We start from the raw sequence: 19,371 nt of genomic DNA, 5'->3' as shown, positions 1-19,371 counted from the left end.
CTCCAGGCTAACCCGCCGGAGCGGGCGACCGGCCCCAGTACCGTGGGAGGGTGACCGATCCCGATCCCGATCCCACCGTCGGCAGTCTCACCGAGGGTGCGATCCTGCGGCGCATCCTCGAGGTGCTGGGCCCGTCCTCGGCGCCGGTGGGCCCGGGCGACGACGCCGCCGTGCTGTCGATCGGCGACGGGCGCGTCGTGGCGACGACCGACACGCTCGTGCACGGACCGGACTTCCGCCTGTCGTGGTCGAGCGCGTACGACCTGGGCTGGAAGGCCGCCGCGGTCAACCTCGCCGACGTCGCGGCCATGGGGGCGCGACCCGTGGCGCTGCTGGTGGCGCTCGCGATGCCCGATGAGACGCGCCTGTCGTTCGTGGAGGGCCTCGCCGACGGCCTGCGCGATGCGTGCACGGCCCTCGCGCCGGGATGTGCCGTCGAGGGCGGCGACCTGACGGTGTCCGACACGCTGACGATCGCCGTGACGGCGCTCGGCTCCCTCGACGGCGGCGCGCCCGTGCTGCGCTCCGGCGCCCGGCCCGGCGACGTCGTGGCGCTCGCCGGCGACCTCGGCCACGCCGCGCGCGGGCTCGCGGTGCTCTTCGACCGGTTCACGGATGCCGACGGGAACCCGACGCCGCTGCAGCGCGACGCGCTCACGGGAGCGGATGCCGCCGCCGTCGCCGCGCAGCTGCGCCCGCATCCGCCCCTCGCGCTCGGACCCGCGGCGGCCCGTGCGGGGGCGACGGCGATGATGGACGTGTCGGACGGCCTCGCGCTGGACGCCACGCGCCTGGCGGACGCCTCGGGCGTGACCGTCGACCTCGAGCGCGCCGCCCTCGGGGACGACCCGGCGCTGTCGCTCGGCGGCGGTGAGGACCACGGGCTGCTGGCGGCCTTTCCCGCCGGGATGGCGCTGCCGCCCGGCTTCCGCCCGATCGGCCGCGTGCGGGAGCGCGCCGACGCCGCGGTCACCGTGGACGGGCGCCCGGTCGAGGGGCGGCGCGGCTGGGACCCCTACCGGGACTGGGACAGCGGGCGCGGGTGATCAGTCCGCTTCGGCCCACCACAGCGTGGTGTCGCCGTAGCGCTTCGAACGCAGCGGGACCAGCCCGGGGGGCAGCGACGGCTCGGGCGACCGCGCACCGCGCTCGATGACGACCAGCGCGTCCTCGTTCAGTCGCGGGGAGAGCAGCGCCAGCGTCGCCGCCAGCTCGGTCTCGCCGAGATCGTACGGCGGGTCGAGGAACACCAGGTCGAACGTGCCGCCGGTCGTACGCAGGAACGCGTCGGCCGCGGTGCGATGCACGCGGGCGCGCGCCGACGGACCGGCGGCGGCCGCGACCTTGCGGGCGTTGCGCTCGGCGATCGCCGCGGCGCGCGGCGACTTCTCGACGAGGTCGGCCGACGCCGCGCCGCGGCTCAGCGCTTCGAGTGCGAGCGCGCCCGAGCCGGCGTAGAGGTCGAGCACCGCCGCGTCCCGGATGGCGTCGGCGGACTCGAGCGCGCCGAACAGGGACTCGCGCACGCGGTCGCTCGTGGGCCGCGTTCCGGTTCCCGGCACGTCGAGTGCGAGGGATCCGGCCGAGCCGCCGATGATGCGCGTCACACGCTCACGATAGTCCGGCGGATGCCGCCGCGCCCGTCTCGTCGCGCAGTCGAGGCTCGGTGCGCAGGTGCGGGCGGAGGCCCGACTTGTCGGCGTAGAACGCGCGGATGCGGTCCATGTCGGCCGCGACGTCGCCGGTGAGCTCGATCGTGGAGCCGAGGCCGGTGGTCATCGTGGTGCGGTCGACATAGCCGAGGGTGACGGGCATCCCCGTGTCGTGGGCGATGCGGTAGAACCCCGACTTCCAGTACGTCCCGCTGCCGCGCGTGCCCTCGGGGGTGACGACGAGACCGAAGACCTCGCCGTCGTGCACGCGGGCGACGACGTCGGCGACGACGCCCTGGGGGTTGCGGCGATCGACCGGGATGCCGCCGAGCGCCCGCATGATCGGGCCGCGCCAGCCGCGGAACAGCGAGTCCTTGCCGAGCCACCGCACGTCGATGCCGAGTCGCCACGCGATCGCCAGCATCAGCACGAAGTCCCAGTTCGAGGTGTGCGGAGCGCCGATGAGGACCGTGGGGCGAGTGGGGGCGGGCTCGGTGGACAGGGTCCAGCGGCTGAACGTCCAGTAGACGCGGGCGATGAGGGAGCGGATCACCCATCCACCGTAGGCGGGCCGGCTGGGCGTCCGCCGCACGCTCCGGCGTCCGGGCCGGTGCCTAGACTCGTCTCATGTCGTCGTTCTCGCTCGATTCGCGCCTCGACGGCGCGGTGGGCGGCAAGACGGCCGCCGCGCTCGAGCGCGCGTTCGGCGTGCGCACCGTGGGCGACCTGCTGGCGCACTACCCGCGTCGCTACGCGCGTCGCGGCGAGCTGACGCCCATCGTGTCGCTGCCGGTGGGCGAGCCGGTGACGATCGTCGCCGATGTGCGGCGCGTGAACGAGCGGCGGATGCAGAACCGCAAGGGCTCCCTGCTCGAGGTCCTGATCGGGGACGGCAACGGCGAGCTGTCGCTGACCTTCTTCAACCAGTCCTGGCGCGCGAAGGACCTGCGTCCCGGGCGACGCGGCATCTTCGCGGGCAAGGTGGGGGAGTACCGCGGCACGAAGCAGCTGGCGCACCCCGACTACGAGCTGTTCGACGACGAGCTCGAGGCGCAGGTCACCGCGGCGAGCTACGCCACCGTGCCGATCCCCATCTATCCCGCCACCTCGACGATCGCGAGCTGGCAGATCACGAAGATCATCCAGCTGGTCCTCGACGGTCTGGGGGACGTCCCCGATCCGCTCCCCGACTCCCTGCGGGTGCGCGAAGGGCTGCTCGACGCGCGCACCGCGATCGAGCGGATCCATCGACCCGAGAGCCTCGATCAGGTGGAGCCGGCCCGCGCGACGCTGCGCATGCACGAGGCGTTCGTGCTGCAGACGGCGCTGCTTCAGCAGCGCGCGTTCGTGCGCGCCCTGGCGGCGACGTCGCGGCCGCCCGGCGAGCTGCTCGAGCGGTTCGATGCGGCGCTGCCGTTCTCGCGCACGCCCGATCAGCGCTCCGTCGGCGATCAGATCGAGCGGGACCTCCAGGGCGACTGGCCGATGAACCGCCTGGTGCAGGGCGAGGTCGGCTCCGGCAAGACGCTGGTGGCCCTGCGGGCGATGCTCCAGGTCGCCGAGAGCGGCGGGCAGTCCGCGCTCATCGCGCCCACCGAGGTGCTGGCCGGGCAGCACCTGCGATCGATCGCACGCATGCTCGGCCCCGACCTCGCGCCCGAGCTCATGCCGACGCTGCTGACGGGGCAGCTGCCGGCGGCCGAACGGCGCCGGTCCGCGCTTCGGGCGGCAGCCGGGCAGGCGCGCATCGTGATCGGCACGCATGCGCTGCTGAGCGAGTCGACGACGTTCGCCGACCTCGGGCTCGTGGTCGTCGACGAGCAGCACCGGTTCGGCGTCGACCAGCGCGAGCAGCTGCGGGCCAAGGGCTCGTCGCCGCATGCGCTGGTGCTCACCGCGACGCCCATTCCGCGCACGGTCGCGATGACCGTGTTCGGCGACCTCGACGTCTCGACGATCCGCACGCTGCCGGCGGGCCGCGCCGGCATCGAGACGTTCGTCGCACCGCTGGCCGAGAAGCCGGCCTGGTTCGCGCGCGTGTGGGACCGCATCGCCGAAGAGGTGGCGACGGGCCGGCAGGCCTTCGTCGTCTGCCCGGCGATCGACTCCGAGGCCCTCAGCAAGGACGACACGGCCGACGATCTCATCGAGTCCGCAGAAGGCCAGCGCACCCGCTGGGGCGTCGTGCAGACGGCGAACCTGCTGGAGCGTCATCCCGCGTTCGACGGCATCCGCGTCGAGATCCTCCACGGCCGCATGCCCGGGGAGCAGAAGGACGCCGTCATGCAGGCCTTCGCGCGAGGCGAGATCGACGTGCTGGTGGCCACGACCGTGATCGAGGTCGGCGTCGACGTCCCCAACGCGTCGACCATGGTGATCCTCGAGGCCGACCGCTTCGGCGTGTCCCAGCTGCACCAGCTTCGCGGGCGCGTGGGACGCGGGTCCTTCGCCGGACTCTGCCTGCTCGTGACCGAGGCCGAGGCGGGGTCGGTCGCCAGGGAGCGCGTCGATGCCGTGGCCGGCACCACCGACGGCTTCGAGCTCGCCGAACGCGACCTCGAGCTGCGGGGCGAGGGCGACGTCCTCGGCGACGCGCAGTCGGGCGTGCGGTCCTCGCTGCGCCTGCTGCGCGTCGTGGCCGACGCCGACATCATCGCCCGGGCGCGCGTCGCCGCGGAGTCCGTGCTCGACGAGGACCCGGCGCTGCTGAGACATGCGGCGCTGGCGGCGGCGCTCGAGCGGCGCGTGGGGATGCAGGAGCGGGCGGCACTGGCCAAGACCTGAGAATCGGTCCTCGGGGGACCGGCTAGGCTGGCCGCGTGAACCCTCGGATCGCCGTCGTCCCCGGATCGTTCGACCCGCCGACCCTCGGGCATCTGGATGTCATCCGGCGCGCTGCATCGCTCTACGACGAGCTGCACGTGCTGGTCGTCCACAATCCCGACAAGGAGGCCATGCTGCCGATCGCCCAGCGCCTCGCGCTGCTGGAGCAGTCGGTCGCCGACGCCGACGTCGACGGGAACGTCGTGGTCGCGTCGTGGAGCATGGGGCTGCTGGTCGACTACGCGGTCGACGTCGACGCGGGCGTGCTCGTGAAGGGCATCCGGTCGCAGGTCGACGTCGCCTACGAGACGCCGATGGCGATCGTGAACCGGCACCTCGCCCACGTCGAGACGGTCTTCCTGCTTCCCGACCCCGCTCATGCGATGGTGTCGAGCTCGCTCGTGCGCCAGGTCGCGGCGCTCGGCGGCGACGTGTCGGCCTTCGTGCCGCCGTCGGTCGCCCGCTTCCTGGATGCCGGAGGGGCGGCCGGCTGAGCCGCAGCGGGTGCTCCGCCGCTACGATGGGGGATCGTGGTCAGGAAGCACATGACGGGTCCGTTCGTCCTCCCCGTCCGAGACATCGAGAACCGCCCCGGCGAGTCGCGGGAGATGACCATCGAGGCCCCCGCGCCGGCCAAATGGGGCGAGGGGCTCGTGGCCGTCGAACAGGGCGAGCCGGTGACGGTGGACGTGCGACTGGAGTCCGTCCACGAGGGGATTCTGGTCACCGCCGACATCGATACGACGTACACCGGGGTGTGCTCGCGGTGTCTCACCGACATCGCACAGCCTGTCGAAGTCGAGTTTCAGGATCTTTTCGCGTATCCTGGATCGGAAGCAACTGACTTCGAGGTTCAAGACGACCACGTGGATCTTGAAACTCCCGTCAGGGATGCGATCGTCCTGTCGCTTCCGTTTCAGCCGGTGTGTCAGCCGGATTGCCTCGGCCTCGATCCGGCCACGGGCGAGAGACTGACCGAGAGCACCGACACGCAGAAGGGCTCGCCCATCGATCCGCGCTGGGCCGCGCTCCAGGACTTCACCTCAGACCACGACGACGATGCGCAGCGCACCGACGTCGAGAACACAGAAGAGAGCTAGTCATGGCAGGTAACCCCCCGAAGCGGAAGGTCTCGCGCTCCAACACCCGCTCGCGCCGCGCGCAGTGGAAGGCCGAGGCTCCCACGCTCGTCAAGACCGTCGAGAACGGCAAGACCGTCTACAGCCGCCCGCACCAGGCGAAGGTCGTCACCGACTCGCAGGGCACCGAGCTGTTCCTCGAGTACAAGGGCCGCAAGGTCGCCGACGTCTGATCGCCGGGAACGGCGGATCGTGACCGAGGTCACAGCCGCGGATCGCGCGAGCTCCGAGCCCGCGACCGCGCATCCCCTTTCACAGAAGCTCGGGGTCGACATCGACCCCGAGCTTCTGCTGCTCGCGCTGACGCATCGCTCCTGGGCGTACGAGCACGGCCAGGCGCCGCACAACGAGCGCCTCGAGTTCCTCGGCGACTCCGTGCTGGGTCAGGCCGTGACCGTTCAGCTTTACCGCGCGCACCCCGACCTCGACGAGGGGATCCTCGCCAAGCGCCGCGCCGGCGTCGTGTCGACGGTGGCCCTGGCCGAGATCGCGCGCGGCATCGGTCTCGGCGAGCACCTGCGGCTCGGCCGCGGCGAGGAGCTCACCGGCGGTCGCGACAAGGACTCGATCCTGGCCGACACGATGGAGGCCGTCTTCGGCGCCACCTATCTGTCGGCGGGTCCGGATGCCGCCACCGCGCTCGTCCTGCGGCTCGTGCAGCCGCTCCTGGACGACCCCGAGCGCGTGGGCGCCGCTGTCGATCCCAAGACGACGCTGCAGGAGCTCGTCGCCCGTCTCGGCGCGCCGCCGCCGCAGTACGAGGTGACCGCGAGCGGGCCGGACCACAACCGCTCCTTCACCGCGACCGTGACGGCCGCGGACGCGCAGGCGACGGGAACCGGCACCAGCAAGAAGCAGGCCGAGATGGCCGCCGCGCTGACAGCCTGGCGCGACCTGAGCGGGCGTGCCTGAGCTTCCCGAGGTCGAGGTCGTCCGCGCCGGCCTCGAACCCGCCGTCACGGGCGCCTTCGTCGCCGACGTCGAGGTGCTCGACGAGCGCGCGCTGACGCGGCATCCGGGAACGCCGGCCGACTTCGAGGGCCGGCTTCGCGGGCGCACGATCGCCGCCGCGGCGCGTCGCGGCAAGTTCCTCTGGCTCCCGCTCGCGCCCGCCGGGCCGGAATCCGGCGACAGTGCCGTGGTGGCGCACCTCGGCATGAGCGGGCAGCTGCTGTTGCGCGAGCCGGGGGCGCCGCGCGAGCGCCATGAGCGGGTCCGCATCGCCGTCGAGCACCCGAGGCACGGCGAGCTGGCGGTGGTCTTCGCCGATCAGCGCACCTTCGGCTCGCTCGCGATGGACGCGCTCGTGCCGACGCCCGATGCCGCGGCCGGCGGCTTCGGCTCAGCCGATCCTCGCGTGCCGACCCAGGTCGCCCACATCGCCCGCGACCCCCTTGACCCGGCGTTCGCCGACCGCGCGTTCCGCGCGACGCTCGGGCGGAAGGACTCCGCGGTCAAGCGGGTGCTGCTGGACCAGACCGTCGTCAGCGGGATCGGCAACATCTACGCGGACGAGGCGCTGTGGGCGGCGCGGATCCACCCCGAGACCCGTGCCGGGTCGCTGCCGACGCGCGCCGTCAACAGGCTGCTGGCCGAGGTCCGCGCCGTGCTCGAGAAGGCGCTGGCCGAGGGCGGGACGAGCTTCGACGCGCAGTACGTCAACGTCAACGGCCAGGCCGGGTACTTCGCCCACTCGCTCAACGCGTACGGCCGCACCGGCGAGCCGTGCCCGCGGTGCGGCCGGCCGATCGCGCGCGTGTCGTTCACGAACCGTTCGAGCCATTTCTGCCCCCGCTGCCAGCGGCGGTCACGCGGCGTCGCCGTGGACGACGGCACTCCTCGCGTCTGAACACGTCGGCGTGTGCGCAGGATCGGGCTGCGTCCCGGCGTCGTCACGCGCCCGATTGACACGGACGCACGCTCCGGTAACGTGGTCGCCACGTGCACGGCTCACGACGGGATCGGTCGATGACGGACGAGACACGGGAACCACACGGTGCGGGTGTCACGCGTCGGACGGTGACGCGGGCGGTTGCCTGGGCCGCGCCGGCGATCCTGATGGCGTCGCCCGTCCCGGCCTCCGCGGCCAGCGTTCCACCCGCCCGCGTGACAGCGCGGTGCGGGGTGGGGTCCGACCTGACCGGCTACATCGATGTCTCGATCACGGACGCCCCGCTCGGAGCCCGGCTCAATCTCTCACTCGTACGCCAGACTTTCGACGGAACGCTGTCCGTGGTGCCCCCGAGCGGCTGGAGGGGGCAGGGCGGCCTCAACTCGTGGATCGGCTCGGCGACCCTCACGACCGTTCCCTACGAGGCCACGTTCACGCTGTCCTGGCAGGTGCTGGACACCTCACGGTCCTATGGTGTCAGCGCAGGCCTCTACGTCGACAATCAGTATGTCGGCAATCCTCACGGCTTCGCCGGGATGAGTGGCCTTCCAGGTGACGATGGCTGGAGAACCTGCTACGCATTCTGACCCCGGGCCGTGCGGGAACACTCGTTCCCGTGCAGGGCGGTGCGGCCGAGGTCGACGCCGCGGCGCAGTCTTCCACGCCGGGAAGCGGCTGTCGACGGCGCGGATCCAACCCGAGGTCTTCTCGCGGGGTGGCCAGGCTCGACCCTGGTGACGGCGTGACCGTCGCCGTCGTCTCGAGGGGGCCTCGATGGATTCCGCACAGAACGCCACCGAGCGCGTGGTCACTCGACGCTACCTCCGGCGCGGGCCGGTCGAAGTGGTCGTGTCCCGCGTCGTGCAGGTACGACGCGTTGCTCAGGCGCGCGAGGTCGGCGAAGACGCCGAGATCGGCCCGCGCGACCGCTGGCGGATCCGGGACCGGGGTCAGCTCGATCGAGGCATCCCGACGACGGTCATGTCAGCACCTTCTTCCATGCGCCGTTGTAGGCGATCGGGACGAACCCGATCGCCTCGTTGATGTCGAGCATCGGCCGGTTCTCCTCGGCGTTGTAGGTGAGGACCCGCGGCGAGTCGGGTGCGACCCGGCGCCAGCTCATCAGCGCCGCGCACTTTACGAGCAGCCCGAGGCGATGGCCGCGGTGTTCCTTGAGCACGAGCGTGTCCTCCTGGTGTGTGGCGCGCGTGCGATCCCTGCCGATCACCAGCTCGTTGAAGGCGACCAGCTCGCCCGACGCGAGCTGCTGGACCAGACCGTGGTCAGCGGCATCGGCAACATCTACGCGGACGGGGCGCTGTGGGCGGCTCGGATCCACCCCGAGACCCGTGCCGGGTCATTGCCGACGCGCGCCGTAGGCCGGCTGCTGGCCGAGGTCCGCGCCGTGCTCGAGAAGGCGCTGGCCGAAGGCGGCACGAGCTTCGACGCGCAGTACGTCAACGTCAACGGCCAGGCCGGGTACTTCGCCCACTCGCTCAACGCGTACGGTCGGACGGGGGAGTCATGCCCCCGCTGTGGACGCCCGATCGTCCGCGTGTCGTTCACGAACCGGTCGAGCCACTTCTGCCCCCGGTGCCAGCGGGTCCGGTAGGGTGAGAGCAGGCGACGGGGACCCCGTCGCCTGTTGTCGTCTCGAGGGGGGACTCATGGAGTACACCGAACGCGCGACCGATCGGTCCGTCAGCCGGAGAACGGTGACGAAGGCCGCGGCCTGGGCGGTGCCGGTGATCGCCGTCGCCGCGGCCGTGCCCGAGGCGACCGCGAGCGAGACTCCCACCGGAGGCGCCGGTGCGACCGGCAACGTCTCGGTCCAAGGCTCGTGCAACGGCACGGGCAGCACGGGCACCATCACCGTCACCCTCGGCCCGTTCCCACTCACGGCGCAGGTGGCGATCACGCTGACGCACACCGGAGGCGGCTCGTTCACCGCGACGCCGGGCTTCCCCATCAACAGCGGCACCGGCACGGCAGCCGACCCCTACATCGTCGACGCCCCCGGCGGCCCGTTCGCCGGCGTGATCAGCATCGCGTTCCAGCTCGGGCACAACCAGACCGGAACGGTCTCGGCGAGCGTGGCTCCCATCGCGCCGTACACGATCACCGGCGACCTGACGGGGTATGTCACGAAGCGCCGCGACGGCAACAGCAGCAACTACAACCAGTGCTCCGCCGGCTGACTCATCGGCCGCCGACGGTCTTCTGCCATGCGCCCGCGTAGGACGCGGGGACGAACCCCATCGCCTCGTTGACGTCGAGCATGTAGCGGTTCTCCTCGGCGTTGAACGTCGACACGCGCGGTGAGTCCGGCGCGATCGCCGTCCACCGCAGCAGGTTCTCGCACTTGACGAGCGTGCCGAGCCGGCGGCCGCGGTGCTCCCGCAGCACGAGCGTTCCCCACTGCCGCGTCGCGCTGCGCGGGTCCTCGCCGATCGCGAGCTCGGTGTATGCCGCGACGGCGCCCGTCGGGATGTGAATCGCGACGGCCACGCCGATCGTCAGTCCCGCGTCGGCGGAGTTCGCGTCGCGCCGCCTCACCCGTGCGCCGTCCCACTCCTCCTCCGGCCACACGAAGTCGCCTGTTGGCGCATCGGTCGACAGGCGCGAGATCGCGTACGCGTATCCCTCGAGGTGCTCGTCGGGCGTCGGCGTCGTCCACGTGACGACACGGTAGTCGGGCCCTGCCGCGGTCGCCGCGGCATCCCGCATGCGCGCGATCGGCGCCATGTCGCCGGCGAGATCGAGCACGCTGTTGCGCTCGACCTGCTGCAGCACGTAGCCGTGGTCGAGCATCAGGCGGGTCTGCCGGTCGCCGGCGGGAACCGATCCGCTGCCGGTCGGCGAGGCGATGCTCTCGCCCGACGCGCCGGGCCGATGAATGGTGAAGGTCTGCAGCACGGGACGACCCAGCTCGACGGCCTTGCGCTCGATGGCGGCGAGCAGCGACTCCTCGATGCCCTCACCCCAGCGATTCGGCTCGAGCCAGATGTCGAACTCGACGTTCGGCGCGCCATCGTCCAGCGGCATGACCGCCACCGCGGCGCCCACCGTGACGCCGCCGCGTCGGGCCAGCACGCCCGAGTGCACGCGATCGGCCCGGTCCACCCAGCGCGTGATGAGCTCGAGCGCCGGGCGGTCGAAGTGGTCGTGCCCGGCGTCGTGCCGGCAGGACGCGTTGGCGAGGCGTGCGAGCTCGGCGAACACCCGCAGGTCAGCCCCCGCCACCGACGGGGGATCGGGAACCGGCGTCACCTCGATCGAGGCATCCGCGACGACGGTCATGTCAGCACCTTCTTCCATGCGCCGTTGTAGGCGATCGGGACGAAGCCGATGGCCTCGTTGATGTCGAGCATCGGCCGGTTCTCCTCGGCGTTGTAGGTGAGGACCCGCGGCGAGTCGGGTGCGACCCGGCGCCAGCTCATCAGCGCCGCGCACTTCACGAGCAGCCCGAGGCGATGGCCGCGGTGCTCCTTGAGCACGAGGGTGTCCTCCTGGTGTGTGGCGCGCGTGCGATCCCTGCCGATCACCAGCTCGTTGAAGGCGACCAGCTCGCCCGACGCGATGTGCTGGGCCGCCGTCACCTGCAGCAGCCGGCCGCCGTCGAGGTGGATGGCGTCGTGGCGTGCGACGCGTGCGGCATCCCAGTCCTCCTCGTCGAAGTCGAGGCCGGCGGCGGGGGCGTCGGTGATCATGCGGGACTTCATCCACCCGTACGACGGCGCGTACTCCGCGGGAGTCGGCGGCGACCAGCGCACCAGGCGGTAGCCGGATGCCGCCTCCTGCGCCTCGGCCAGCAGGCGCTCCACGACGTCGAACGAGCCCTGCAGGTCGAAGGCGCTGTTGCGCTCGATCTGCTCGAGGGCGTACCCGTGCCGCAGGTAGAACCGCGCCGCGTGGTCGTGCGGGATCTCGCCGAAGCCGGTCGGCGCCGACAGCTGCGGGCCCGCCGCTGCGGGGTGCTCGGCCCACGACTGCAGGACCGTGCGGCCCCGCTCGCGCGCCGTGCGCTCGACGAGCTCGTACGCGGCGGAGCCGATGCCCCGACCCCACGCGTCGTGGAGCAGCTCGATGAGCCAGAAGGCGACGGTCGACTCGTGCTCGAGGGGGAAGTCGAGTCCGATGCGGCCGACGACGCGTCCGTCGTCGAGCACGATCCACATGCGACGCTCGGTGTCGGGCGTCGAGGGCAGATACGGCAGCAGTTCGTCGGGCGCGATGGCGTGGTCGTGGTGGCCCGAGATCTCGCGGTACACGGCGTTGCGCACGCGCACCATCTCGAGATAGTCGCCGGCGTCCGGCGCATCGATGGAGGTCGGAAGGACGAGCGGGCGCAGTTCCACGCTCGTGAGGGTGTCAGGCATGTCCAGAGGTTCGTTTCGTCTCGTCGTGACTTCGGGGGAGGGGCCGGGCGGGCCCGCCGGGTTGCCGGCGGACCCGCTTCAGCGCAGTGGCGCCTGCAGCGCGAGCGACTGCCAGTGCTGCTCGCGCGCGGCTCGGGCGGCGTCCTGCTCGCGGTGCCGGCTGTGGCGCGCGCGATCGGGCGCGGGTCGGGAGCGCTCGCTCCACAGCAGCAGCCGGATGCCGATCGCGAACGCGATGCGGTCCAGCGGCGAGGGACGGCGCGATGACGGATGGTGCTGCAGCTCGCTCGGCAGTGCCGGACTGCGCTGCGGCGCGATGAGGGTGTTCATGATGGTGTCGCTTCCTTGTGGGAGGTGGGTGCCCGGACGATCGCCGGGCGAGAACCGTGCCGCAGCACGGAGGGAGGGCGAGAGTGCGCGCCGGATGGGGCGCTTCTCAGCGGTGGCGCAGGGACGTCACGCCCGGAAATGGGCGGAGTTCTCCTGTGCGGAGGTCAGATGGCGGTGTGAACGCGACCGTTCTGACGCACCCCGAAGGAGACGGCTCCCGTGGGCGTGACGCATCCAAGCATCGGCATGAGCGTCTGCGTTGCGTAAGTGATCATCGGGGGCCTCCTCTCGACTTCGGTTGCGGGAATGAACACTATCCCCGCCGATGACGGCGCGTCAAGGATTCTCCCAGAATCGACGCCCGACGGGCGTGTCGCCCGGGTACGCGTCTTCGTCGGCTCGCCTCGACGGCGCAGGCCCCGCACTCGGGTAGCGTGGTCCGGTAATCGACCGGGGCGGAGGGCGCATCCATGCACCTGAAGAGCGTGACGCTCAAAGGGTTCAAGTCGTTCGCGCAGCCCACCGCCTTCGCGCTCGAGCCCGGCGTGACGTGCATCGTCGGCCCCAACGGATCCGGCAAGTCGAACGTCGTCGACGCGCTCGCGTGGGTCATGGGCGAACAGGGCGCGAAGACCCTGCGCGGCGGCAAGATGGAGGACGTCATCTTCGCCGGCACGGCCACGCGCGGCCCGCTCGGCCGCGCCGAGGTGCAGCTCACGATCGACAACTCCGACGGCGCTCTGCCGATCGAGTACACCGAGGTCACGATCAGCCGGACCCTCTTCCGCAACGGCGCCAGCGAGTACGCCATCAACGGCGAGGGATGCCGGCTGCTGGACGTGCAGGAGCTGCTGAGCGACTCGGGTCTGGGCCGTGAGATGCACGTCATCGTCGGCCAGGGACGCCTCGACAGCGTGCTGCAGGCGACCCCCGAGGACCGGCGCGGCTTCATCGAGGAGGCCGCCGGAATCCTCAAGCACCGGCGGCGCAAGGAGAAGACCCTGCGCAAGCTCGACGCGATGGAGGCCAACCTCACGCGCCTGAGCGATCTGGCCGGCGAGATCCGCCGGCAGCTGAAGCCGCTGGGCCGCCAGGCGGAGATCGCGCGCGAGGCGGCGACGATCGCGGCCGTCGTGCGCGACGCGAAGGCGAGGCTGTTCGCCGACGAGCTCGTCGCGATGCGTGCGCAGCTGGCCGACTTCGCGCGCACCGAGCACGAGCGTCATGCCGAGCGCATCGTGCTCGAGGACCAGCTGGACCAGGTGCGCGGCGACGTCCAGCGGCTCGAGGCCGAGCAGCGGTCGGAGGCCGTCGACGAGGCTCGCCGGGTCGCGTTCGGGCTGGAGCGCGTGCAGGAGCGGCTGCGGGCGCTGTACAACCTCGCCGGTCAGCGGCTGGCGCTGCTGGGCGAGACCGCCGCCGACGACGTCATCGAGCGCACCACGGTCTCGCAGGGCATGATCGATGACGCGCGGGCCGAGATCGACGATCTCGGCGCGGGGCTGGGCGCCGCGCAGGACGCCGCGGCGGCCGCGGCGCGCGAGGTCATCCGGGCCCGGGCCGAGCTGGATGCGCTCGACGTCGACATCGCGGCGCAGAGCGCGCTGGTCTCGGAGCACGACATGAAGATCACCGCGCTGCGCGGAAGCGCCGAGGCGGCGGAGTCCGCGCGCTCGGCGGTCCACACCGCGGTCGACCGTCAGCGCCGGGCCCTGGATGCGGCCCTCGCGCGCCGCGCGGAGGCCGAGGAGGCCCTGGCCGGCGTGGATCCCGATCTGGCCCCGGAGACGTCGTCGGCCGAACACGCGGCCGCATACGAGCGGGCCCAGCGCGATGCGACGGATGCCGAAGCCGCCGTCGGCGATCTGCGTGAGCGTCTGCACGCCGCCGAGCGCGAAGTCGAGGCGCTCACGGCGCAGACCACAGCCCTCGGCCGAGCGCTCGACGTCAAGAGCGCCGCGTCCGCGCTCGTCGCGCGGGGCGCGTCGGGAGTGCGAGGCATCGTGTCCGACGCGGTGCAGATCACCTCCGGCTACGAGCCGGCCGTCGCCGCCGTCCTCGGCTCCCTCGCGGAGGGCGTGCTGGTGGACGGGTGGGACGACGCGATCGCGCTCGCCGACGACGTGCGGGGGAGCGATCTCGGCGTCGTGGACGTGGTCGTCGCCGGCGCGGACCGCCGGACACCGCGCGGCGACGTCCCGGCGGGCCTCGTGTCGGCAGCCGACGTCGTGACCGCCCCCGAGGGCGTGCTGACGATCCTGGCCGACGTGTGGGTGGCCGACGATCTGAGCGCCGCGCGTGCGGCGGGCGGGCGTCTCGCGGACACGGCGGGCATCATGATCGTCACGCGCGCCGGCGAGCTGTGGACCCCGTACGGGCTGCGCGCCGGCACCGGCTCTTCGCGATCGCGGCTCGAGCTCGGGGCCGAGCGCGACGCCGCGGCCGAGCGACGTGACGAGATCGCGGTGGTCGCCGATTCGCTGCGCGAAGCGCTCGCGGAGCGCGCCGCCGAGCTGCAGGCGGCGCGTCAGCACGCCAAGGCATCGCTCGGCACCCTGCGCGAGAACGATGCGGCGCTGGCCGCGCACGCCGAGAAGGTCAATCGCGCGACCGTCCGCCACGAGGCGGCCGTCGCCGAATGCGACCGCCTCGCCGCCGGCCTCGCGCAGGCGCAGGCGGCGGTGGAGGAGGCCGATGCGGCCGCCAGGTCGGCGGAGGACCAGCTGACCTCCGCGCTCGAGGCGCCCCGGCCGATCCTCGACGCATCGGCTCGAGACGGTCTGCTTGAGGCGCTCGAGGCGGCGCGCGACGGCGAGATGCGCACGCGGCTGGACGTCGAGACGCTGCGGGAGAGGATCCGCGCCGAGGAGGCGCGTGTCGCGCAGCTCGAACGGCAGCGGGAACGCGAGCGCGAGGCCGCCGCCGAGGCCGCGCGCCGCGCGGTCATCCGCCGGGCGCAGCGCGAGATCGCCGAGGGCGTCGTCGAACAGCTGCCGGCCGTGCTCGACTCCGTCGACCGGTCGGTGTCGCAGGCGCGCGTCGAGCTCGCCGCGGCCGAGTTGACGCGCACGGCCGTCACCGAAGAGCTCGTGCGGCTGCGCGGCCAGGAGAGCGCCGTGCGCGAGCGGCTGGCGGCGCTGACCGAGAGCGTCCACGGACTCGAGCTGCAGATCCACGAGAAGCGCCTGCACGTGAACGGCCTGCTCGAGAGGGTCCGTTCTGAGCTCTCGCTCGACGAGGACATTCTCATTTCGGAATATGGACCTGATCAGCCTGTTCCCGGCGACGGTGCTACCGAGGGCGAGGCTGACGACGGGGAGGCGGATGCCGGGGAGCCGACGACTGTGCCGTACAGCCGCGCCGAGCAGAAGAAGCGGCTGCAGGAGGCCGAGCGCAAGCTCTCGCGCCTCGGCCGGGTGAACCCGCTGGCGCTCGAGGAGTTCGCCGCGCTGGAGCAGCGGCACGCGTTCCTGACCGAGCAGCTGGCCGACCTCACGCAGACGCGCAAGGACCTGCTGACGATCATCGCCGAGCTCGACGAGCGCATGCAGTCGATCTTCCTCGCGGCGTTCGAGGACACCCGGGTCGCGTTCGGCGAGGTGTTCCCGATCCTGTTCCCCGGCGGCTCCGGCAGCATCTCGCTCACCGACCCTGACAGCCCGCTCACCACCGGAATCGAGGTCGCGGTGCGGCCGGTCGGGAAGAAGATCGAGCGGCTGTCCCTGCTCTCGGGCGGCGAGCGGTCGCTGGCCGCCGTCGCCCTGCTGACGGCGATCTTCAAGGCGCGTCCCAGCCCGTTCTACATCCTCGACGAGGTGGAGGCTGCGCTCGACGATGCCAACCTCGGGCGCCTGCTCGGCGTCTTCGAGCAGCTTCGCGAGAACAGCCAGCTGATCGTCATCACCCACCAGAAGCGCACGATGGAGATCGCCGACGCGCTGTACGGCGTGTCGATGAGGCAGGACGGCGTGTCGGCGGTCGTCGGCCAGCGCGTGCGCGAGCGCGCCTCTGCGTGACCCCTAGGCTGGAAGCATGGCCGAGAACTCCTGGTCGCTGGGCCGCGCCCTGCGCGGCATGTTCGTCAAGCCCACGATCGACGAGACCACGTGGGACGATCTCGAGACCGCGCTGCTGACGGCCGACTTCGGCCCCGACATCGCCGAGCGCATCGTCGACGAGCTCCGCGAGAAGGTCGAGCGCTACCGCACGACAGACCCGCGCGATCTGCAGCGCATGCTCACCGAGACGCTCGAGGAGCACTTCGCGAAGTTCGACACGACGCTCAAGCTCACCGAGCGCCCGGCCGTGGTGCTCGTGGTCGGCGTGAACGGCGTGGGCAAGACCACGACGATCGGCAAGTTCGCGAAGTTCCTCCAGCGCTACGGGCGCTCGGTGGTCGTGGGTGCGGCCGACACCTTCCGCGCCGCGGCCGTCGACCAGCTCGCGACGTGGGCCGAGCGCGGCGGCGCCGAGATCGTCCGCCCCCAGCAGGAGGGCCAGGATCCGGCATCCGTCGCCTTCCAGACCATCGAGCACGCCAAGCGCACCGGCACCGAGATCGTGCTGGTCGACACGGCGGGGCGCCTGCACACCAAGGGCGGGCTGATGGACGAGCTGACGAAGATCCGCCGTGTCATCGAGAAGCAGGCGCCGATCAGCGAAGTGCTGCTGGTCCTGGATGCCACGACCGGTCAGAACGGCGTCATGCAGGCGCAGGCGTTCCTCGAGCACGCCGGTGTCACGGGGCTGGTCATCACCAAGCTCGACGGCTCGGCGAAGGGCGGATTCGTCCTCGCCGTCCAGGAGCGGACCGGCATCCCCGTCAAGCTCCTCGGCCAGGGCGAGGGCATCGGCGATCTCACCGGATTCACGCCGCACGTGTTCGCCTCGGCCCTCGTGGACTGACCCGGCGAGTCGGGACTATCCTCGCGCGGCCCCTGCTGGTTTCATGGGGGAATGGCGATCGAGCACGACTTCTTCGGACTCCTCGAGTCGGGGCCGGACGGATCGATCTTCTGGTCCGAGAACGTGGAGCTGGGAGACCAGACCGTGACGGTGGATCTCACCGCGCCCGATCAGGACGACGTGTCCGAGGCCGCCCTCGACGTCGCCGCGGGACTCATCTCGGCGATCGAGGCGATCGACCGCAGCGCGCGCAACGCGATGGTGTCGGAGCTGAGCGAGCGCACGAGCGAGGTGACGGAGTACATCCTCCAGCAGCAGGAGCAGCTCGGAGACGAGCTCGAGGACCTGCTGGTCGACATCTCGGGCGATACGCACATCGACGTCATCCGCTCGCTCCAGCTGATGAGCATGACGATCCTCGCCGACGAGCACGGCGGTCAGGACCCGTTCGCCGTGCTCGAGTACGCGCTCGACCCGGATGCCACCGACGACGTGCTGCTGGTCAACCTCGACTCGGACGGCGCGGTGCTGTCGGTCACCAGCGCCGACTGACTCACACCGCCTGGGCGAAGCCCCGCTCCACGTGCACGTCCTGCGCGATGTGGGCGAGGTGCTCGGGGATCTCGCGGCCCTTCGCCAGCATGGACTGCGCCCACAGCCGTCCGGCGCGGTACGACGAGCGCACGAGGGGACCGGCCAGCACGCCGAGGAATCCGATGCGCTCGGCCTCATCCTTGAACGCCACGAACTCGTCGGGCTTGACCCACCGGGCGACCGGCAGGTGACGCGGCGTCGGACGCAGATACTGCGTGATGGTGATGATGTCGGTGCCGGCGTCATGCAGGTCGCGGAGGGCCTGGACGACCTCTTCGGGCTCCTCGCCCATGCCGAGGATGAGGTTCGACTTGGTGATGAGGCCAGCCTCGCGCGCGCGGGTGAGCACCCCGAGCGACCGGTCGTACCGGAACGCCGGACGGATCCGCTTGAAGATCCGCGGCACCGTCTCGACGTTGTGGGCGAACACCTCGGGCCGGCTGTCGAACACGACGTCGAGCAGCGCGGGATCGCCGTTGAAGTCGGTGGCCAGCAGCTCCACCCCGGTTCCGGGGTTGAGCTCGTGTACGCGACGCACGGTCTCGCCGTTGAGCCATGCGCCGCCGTCGGGAAGGTCGTCTCGGGCCACGCACGTGATGGTGGCGTAGCGCAGCTGCATCCGCTTAACGCTCTCGGCCACCCGGCGCGGCTCGTCGGTGTCGTAGTCGGCGGGCTTGCCGGTGTCGATCTGGCAGAAGTCGCACCGACGCGTGCACTGCGATCCGCCGATGAGGAAGGTCGCCTCGCGGTCCTCCCAGCACTCGTAGATGTTGGGGCAGCCCGCCTCCTGGCAGACCGTGTGCAGCTCCTCGGTCTTCACGAGGGAGTGCAGGGCCTGGTACTCCGGCCCCATCTTCGCGCGCGTCTTGATCCACTCGGGCTTGCGCTCGATGGGCGTCTGGGCGTTGCGGACTTCGAGACGCAGGAGCTTGCGGCCGTCGGGCCCGGTCTCGGGCGCCGCCGCCGGTCCGGTCGCGCAGCCGCTCACGCGGGCACCCCGGCGTACTCGTCGTCGAAGACGTGGGCCACCGTGGCGATGATGTCGCGCGGCGAGACGTCCGCGCCGACGATCTCGCTGATGGTGGTCACGCCCGCGTCCGTGATGCCGCACGGCACGATCCCGCGGAAGCCGGCGAGCGTGTTGTCGCAGTTGATGGCGAAGCCGTGCATCGTCACGCCCTTCTCGACGCGCACGCCGATGGCGGCGACCTTGTCCTCCGACAGCGGGCGGCGCACCCACACGCCGCTGCGGCCCTCGACCTGGTAGCCGTGGACGCCGTGCCGGTCGAGCACGTCGATGAGCAGTCGCTCGATGCGGCGCACGTGCGCGACGACGTCGACCGGCTCGGGCAGCCGCACGATCGGGTAGCCGACGAGCTGGCCGGGGCCGTGCCACGTGATCTTGCCGCCGCGGTCCACGTCGATCACCGGGGTGCCGTCGGTGGGACGCTCGTGCGGCTCGGTGCGCTTGCCGGCGGTGTACACGGGCTCGTGCTCGAGGAGGAGGAGCGTGTCGGGGCGGATGCCGGCGACGACCTCGGCGTGCACGCGTCGCTGGAGATCCCACCCGTCCTGGTAGGGGACGAGGTTGGGGGACAGCCCGACGGTCTCGATGGCGAGCATCCGATCTCCTTCTGAGGCGGTTCGCACATTTCTGG

19 protein-coding genes and 2 pseudogenes are annotated in these 19,371 nt (G+C 71.7%); 13 read left to right on the top strand and 8 right to left on the bottom strand.

What is annotated here, in order from left to right; all coding sequences use genetic code 11:
• Nucleotides 1-50 precede the first annotated feature (50 nt).
• Entirely contained in the window at nucleotides 51-1,046 is a 996-nt protein-coding gene (thiL, locus tag HD594_RS12450) for a thiamine-phosphate kinase (protein WP_184751261.1), read from the top strand.
• On the opposite strand, the gene rsmD is transcribed toward thiL, so the two are convergent.
• Nucleotides 1,047-1,607, bottom strand: coding sequence for a 16S rRNA (guanine(966)-N(2))-methyltransferase RsmD (rsmD, locus tag HD594_RS12445; protein ID WP_184751260.1), 561 nt, complete (start codon nucleotides 1,605-1,607; stop codon nucleotides 1,047-1,049).
• Nucleotides 1,608-1,611: 4 nt separating this feature from the next.
• Nucleotides 1,612-2,205, bottom strand: a complete 594-nt coding sequence (locus tag HD594_RS12440) for a 1-acyl-sn-glycerol-3-phosphate acyltransferase (protein WP_184751259.1) — start codon at nucleotides 2,203-2,205, stop codon at nucleotides 1,612-1,614.
• A gap of 74 nt (nucleotides 2,206-2,279) precedes the next feature.
• Between HD594_RS12440 and HD594_RS12435 the strand changes: the two genes are divergently transcribed.
• From HD594_RS12435 to HD594_RS12405, 7 genes are all read left to right on the top strand, one after another.
• Nucleotides 2,280-4,436 (top strand): ATP-dependent DNA helicase RecG, encoded by a 2,157-nt coding sequence (locus HD594_RS12435; protein ID WP_184751258.1) that lies wholly within the window; start codon nucleotides 2,280-2,282, stop codon nucleotides 4,434-4,436.
• A 35-nt stretch (nucleotides 4,437-4,471) separates the two neighbouring features.
• The gene (coaD, locus tag HD594_RS12430; RefSeq protein WP_184751257.1) at nucleotides 4,472-4,969 is read left to right on the top strand and encodes a pantetheine-phosphate adenylyltransferase; all 498 of its coding nucleotides are present in this window, start codon (nucleotides 4,472-4,474) and stop codon (nucleotides 4,967-4,969) included.
• Between the two features lie 51 nt (nucleotides 4,970-5,020).
• Entirely contained in the window at nucleotides 5,021-5,575 is a 555-nt protein-coding gene (locus HD594_RS12425) for a YceD family protein (protein ID WP_184752840.1), read from the top strand.
• Nucleotides 5,576-5,577: 2 nt separating this feature from the next.
• Entirely contained in the window at nucleotides 5,578-5,787 is a 210-nt protein-coding gene (gene rpmF / locus HD594_RS12420) for a 50S ribosomal protein L32 (RefSeq protein WP_045297913.1), read from the top strand.
• 19 nt (nucleotides 5,788-5,806) lie between these two features.
• Nucleotides 5,807-6,526: a ribonuclease III gene (gene rnc / locus HD594_RS12415; protein ID WP_184751256.1), complete on the top strand. Its 720-nt coding sequence runs from the start codon at nucleotides 5,807-5,809 to the stop codon at nucleotides 6,524-6,526.
• A complete protein-coding gene (gene mutM / locus HD594_RS12410) occupies nucleotides 6,519-7,463 on the top strand; it encodes a bifunctional DNA-formamidopyrimidine glycosylase/DNA-(apurinic or apyrimidinic site) lyase (RefSeq protein ID WP_184751255.1) in 945 nt (314 codons plus the stop codon). The genes rnc and mutM overlap by 8 nt, the downstream gene beginning before the upstream one ends.
• 119 nt (nucleotides 7,464-7,582) lie before the next feature.
• The gene (locus tag HD594_RS12405) at nucleotides 7,583-8,092 is read left to right on the top strand and encodes a hypothetical protein (RefSeq protein WP_184751254.1); all 510 of its coding nucleotides are present in this window, start codon (nucleotides 7,583-7,585) and stop codon (nucleotides 8,090-8,092) included.
• A gap of 392 nt (nucleotides 8,093-8,484) precedes the next feature.
• Here the strand turns inward: HD594_RS12405 and HD594_RS12400 are convergent.
• Nucleotides 8,485-8,775, bottom strand: a pseudogene (locus HD594_RS12400) (GNAT family N-acetyltransferase); the annotation flags it as partial.
• On the opposite strand from HD594_RS12400, the pseudogene HD594_RS12395 reads away from it, so the two are divergent.
• Both HD594_RS12395 and HD594_RS12390 read left to right on the top strand, forming a co-directional pair.
• Nucleotides 8,761-9,117: pseudogene (locus tag HD594_RS12395) on the top strand (zinc finger domain-containing protein); the annotation flags it as partial. The pseudogenes HD594_RS12400 and HD594_RS12395 sit on opposite strands and share 15 nt — an antisense overlap.
• 55 nt (nucleotides 9,118-9,172) lie before the next feature.
• Nucleotides 9,173-9,703, top strand: a complete 531-nt coding sequence (locus tag HD594_RS12390) for a hypothetical protein (protein WP_184751253.1) — start codon at nucleotides 9,173-9,175, stop codon at nucleotides 9,701-9,703.
• Nucleotide 9,704: 1 nt separating this feature from the next.
• On the opposite strand, the gene HD594_RS12385 is transcribed toward HD594_RS12390, so the two are convergent.
• From HD594_RS12385 to HD594_RS12375, 3 genes are all read right to left on the bottom strand, one after another.
• Nucleotides 9,705-10,805 (bottom strand): GNAT family N-acetyltransferase, encoded by a 1,101-nt coding sequence (locus tag HD594_RS12385; protein WP_184751252.1) that lies wholly within the window; start codon nucleotides 10,803-10,805, stop codon nucleotides 9,705-9,707.
• Nucleotides 10,802-11,884: a GNAT family N-acetyltransferase gene (locus HD594_RS12380; protein ID WP_184751251.1), complete on the bottom strand. Its 1,083-nt coding sequence runs from the start codon at nucleotides 11,882-11,884 to the stop codon at nucleotides 10,802-10,804. Before HD594_RS12380 ends, HD594_RS12385 begins: the two co-directional genes overlap by 4 nt.
• 78 nt (nucleotides 11,885-11,962) lie before the next feature.
• Nucleotides 11,963-12,214 carry a hypothetical protein gene (locus HD594_RS12375; protein WP_184751250.1) on the bottom strand — a complete coding sequence of 84 codons (252 nt, stop codon included), beginning with the start codon at nucleotides 12,212-12,214 and terminating at the stop codon, nucleotides 11,963-11,965.
• A 470-nt stretch (nucleotides 12,215-12,684) separates the two neighbouring features.
• Here HD594_RS12375 and smc point away from each other — a divergent pair, with 470 nt between their 5' ends.
• The 3 genes from smc to HD594_RS12360 are packed head-to-tail and all read left to right on the top strand — an operon-like array spanning nucleotide 12,685 to nucleotide 17,671.
• Complete coding sequence (gene smc, locus HD594_RS12370; RefSeq protein ID WP_184751249.1) at nucleotides 12,685-16,230, top strand: chromosome segregation protein SMC; 3,546 nt, start codon at nucleotides 12,685-12,687, stop codon at nucleotides 16,228-16,230.
• A gap of 16 nt (nucleotides 16,231-16,246) precedes the next feature.
• Nucleotides 16,247-17,119: a signal recognition particle-docking protein FtsY gene (ftsY, locus tag HD594_RS12365; protein ID WP_184751248.1), complete on the top strand. Its 873-nt coding sequence runs from the start codon at nucleotides 16,247-16,249 to the stop codon at nucleotides 17,117-17,119.
• A 51-nt stretch (nucleotides 17,120-17,170) separates the two neighbouring features.
• Nucleotides 17,171-17,671, top strand: coding sequence for a DUF2004 domain-containing protein (locus HD594_RS12360; protein ID WP_184751247.1), 501 nt, complete (start codon nucleotides 17,171-17,173; stop codon nucleotides 17,669-17,671).
• A 1-nt stretch (nucleotide 17,672) separates the two neighbouring features.
• Here the strand turns inward: HD594_RS12360 and lipA are convergent, their stop codons facing one another.
• Both lipA and lipB read right to left on the bottom strand, forming a co-directional pair.
• Nucleotides 17,673-18,701 carry a lipoyl synthase gene (gene lipA, locus HD594_RS12355; RefSeq protein WP_184751246.1) on the bottom strand — a complete coding sequence of 343 codons (1,029 nt, stop codon included), beginning with the start codon at nucleotides 18,699-18,701 and terminating at the stop codon, nucleotides 17,673-17,675.
• Nucleotides 18,698-19,336: a lipoyl(octanoyl) transferase LipB gene (gene lipB, locus HD594_RS12350; protein WP_184751245.1), complete on the bottom strand. Its 639-nt coding sequence runs from the start codon at nucleotides 19,334-19,336 to the stop codon at nucleotides 18,698-18,700. Before lipB ends, lipA begins: the two co-directional genes overlap by 4 nt.
• Nucleotides 19,337-19,371 lie beyond the last annotated feature (35 nt).

Origin of the sequence: Microbacterium thalassium, assembly GCF_014208045.1 — a bacterium.
In the GTDB taxonomy this organism is placed as follows: domain Bacteria; phylum Actinomycetota; class Actinomycetes; order Actinomycetales; family Microbacteriaceae; genus Microbacterium; species Microbacterium thalassium.
Note: the sequence above shows the minus strand (reverse complement) of the source record. Positions and strands in the feature narration are given on the sequence as shown.

Coding starts and splice junctions, on each gene's coding strand:
- HD594_RS12435 (WP_184751258.1), top strand. CDS start 2,280: ATGTCGTCGTTCTCGCTCGATTCGCGCCTCGACGGCGCGGTGGGCGGC.
- HD594_RS12425 (WP_184752840.1), top strand. CDS start 5,021: ATGACGGGTCCGTTCGTCCTCCCCGTCCGAGACATCGAGAACCGCCCC.
- rpmF (WP_045297913.1), top strand. CDS start 5,578: ATGGCAGGTAACCCCCCGAAGCGGAAGGTCTCGCGCTCCAACACCCGC.
- HD594_RS12405 (WP_184751254.1), top strand. CDS start 7,583: ATGACGGACGAGACACGGGAACCACACGGTGCGGGTGTCACGCGTCGG.
- HD594_RS12390 (WP_184751253.1), top strand. CDS start 9,173: ATGGAGTACACCGAACGCGCGACCGATCGGTCCGTCAGCCGGAGAACG.
- HD594_RS12385 (WP_184751252.1), bottom strand. CDS start 10,805: ATGACCGTCGTCGCGGATGCCTCGATCGAGGTGACGCCGGTTCCCGAT.
- HD594_RS12380 (WP_184751251.1), bottom strand. CDS start 11,884: ATGCCTGACACCCTCACGAGCGTGGAACTGCGCCCGCTCGTCCTTCCG.
- HD594_RS12375 (WP_184751250.1), bottom strand. CDS start 12,214: ATGAACACCCTCATCGCGCCGCAGCGCAGTCCGGCACTGCCGAGCGAG.
- smc (WP_184751249.1), top strand. CDS start 12,685: ATGCACCTGAAGAGCGTGACGCTCAAAGGGTTCAAGTCGTTCGCGCAG.
- ftsY (WP_184751248.1), top strand. CDS start 16,247: ATGGCCGAGAACTCCTGGTCGCTGGGCCGCGCCCTGCGCGGCATGTTC.
- HD594_RS12360 (WP_184751247.1), top strand. CDS start 17,171: ATGGCGATCGAGCACGACTTCTTCGGACTCCTCGAGTCGGGGCCGGAC.
- lipB (WP_184751245.1), bottom strand. CDS start 19,336: ATGCTCGCCATCGAGACCGTCGGGCTGTCCCCCAACCTCGTCCCCTAC.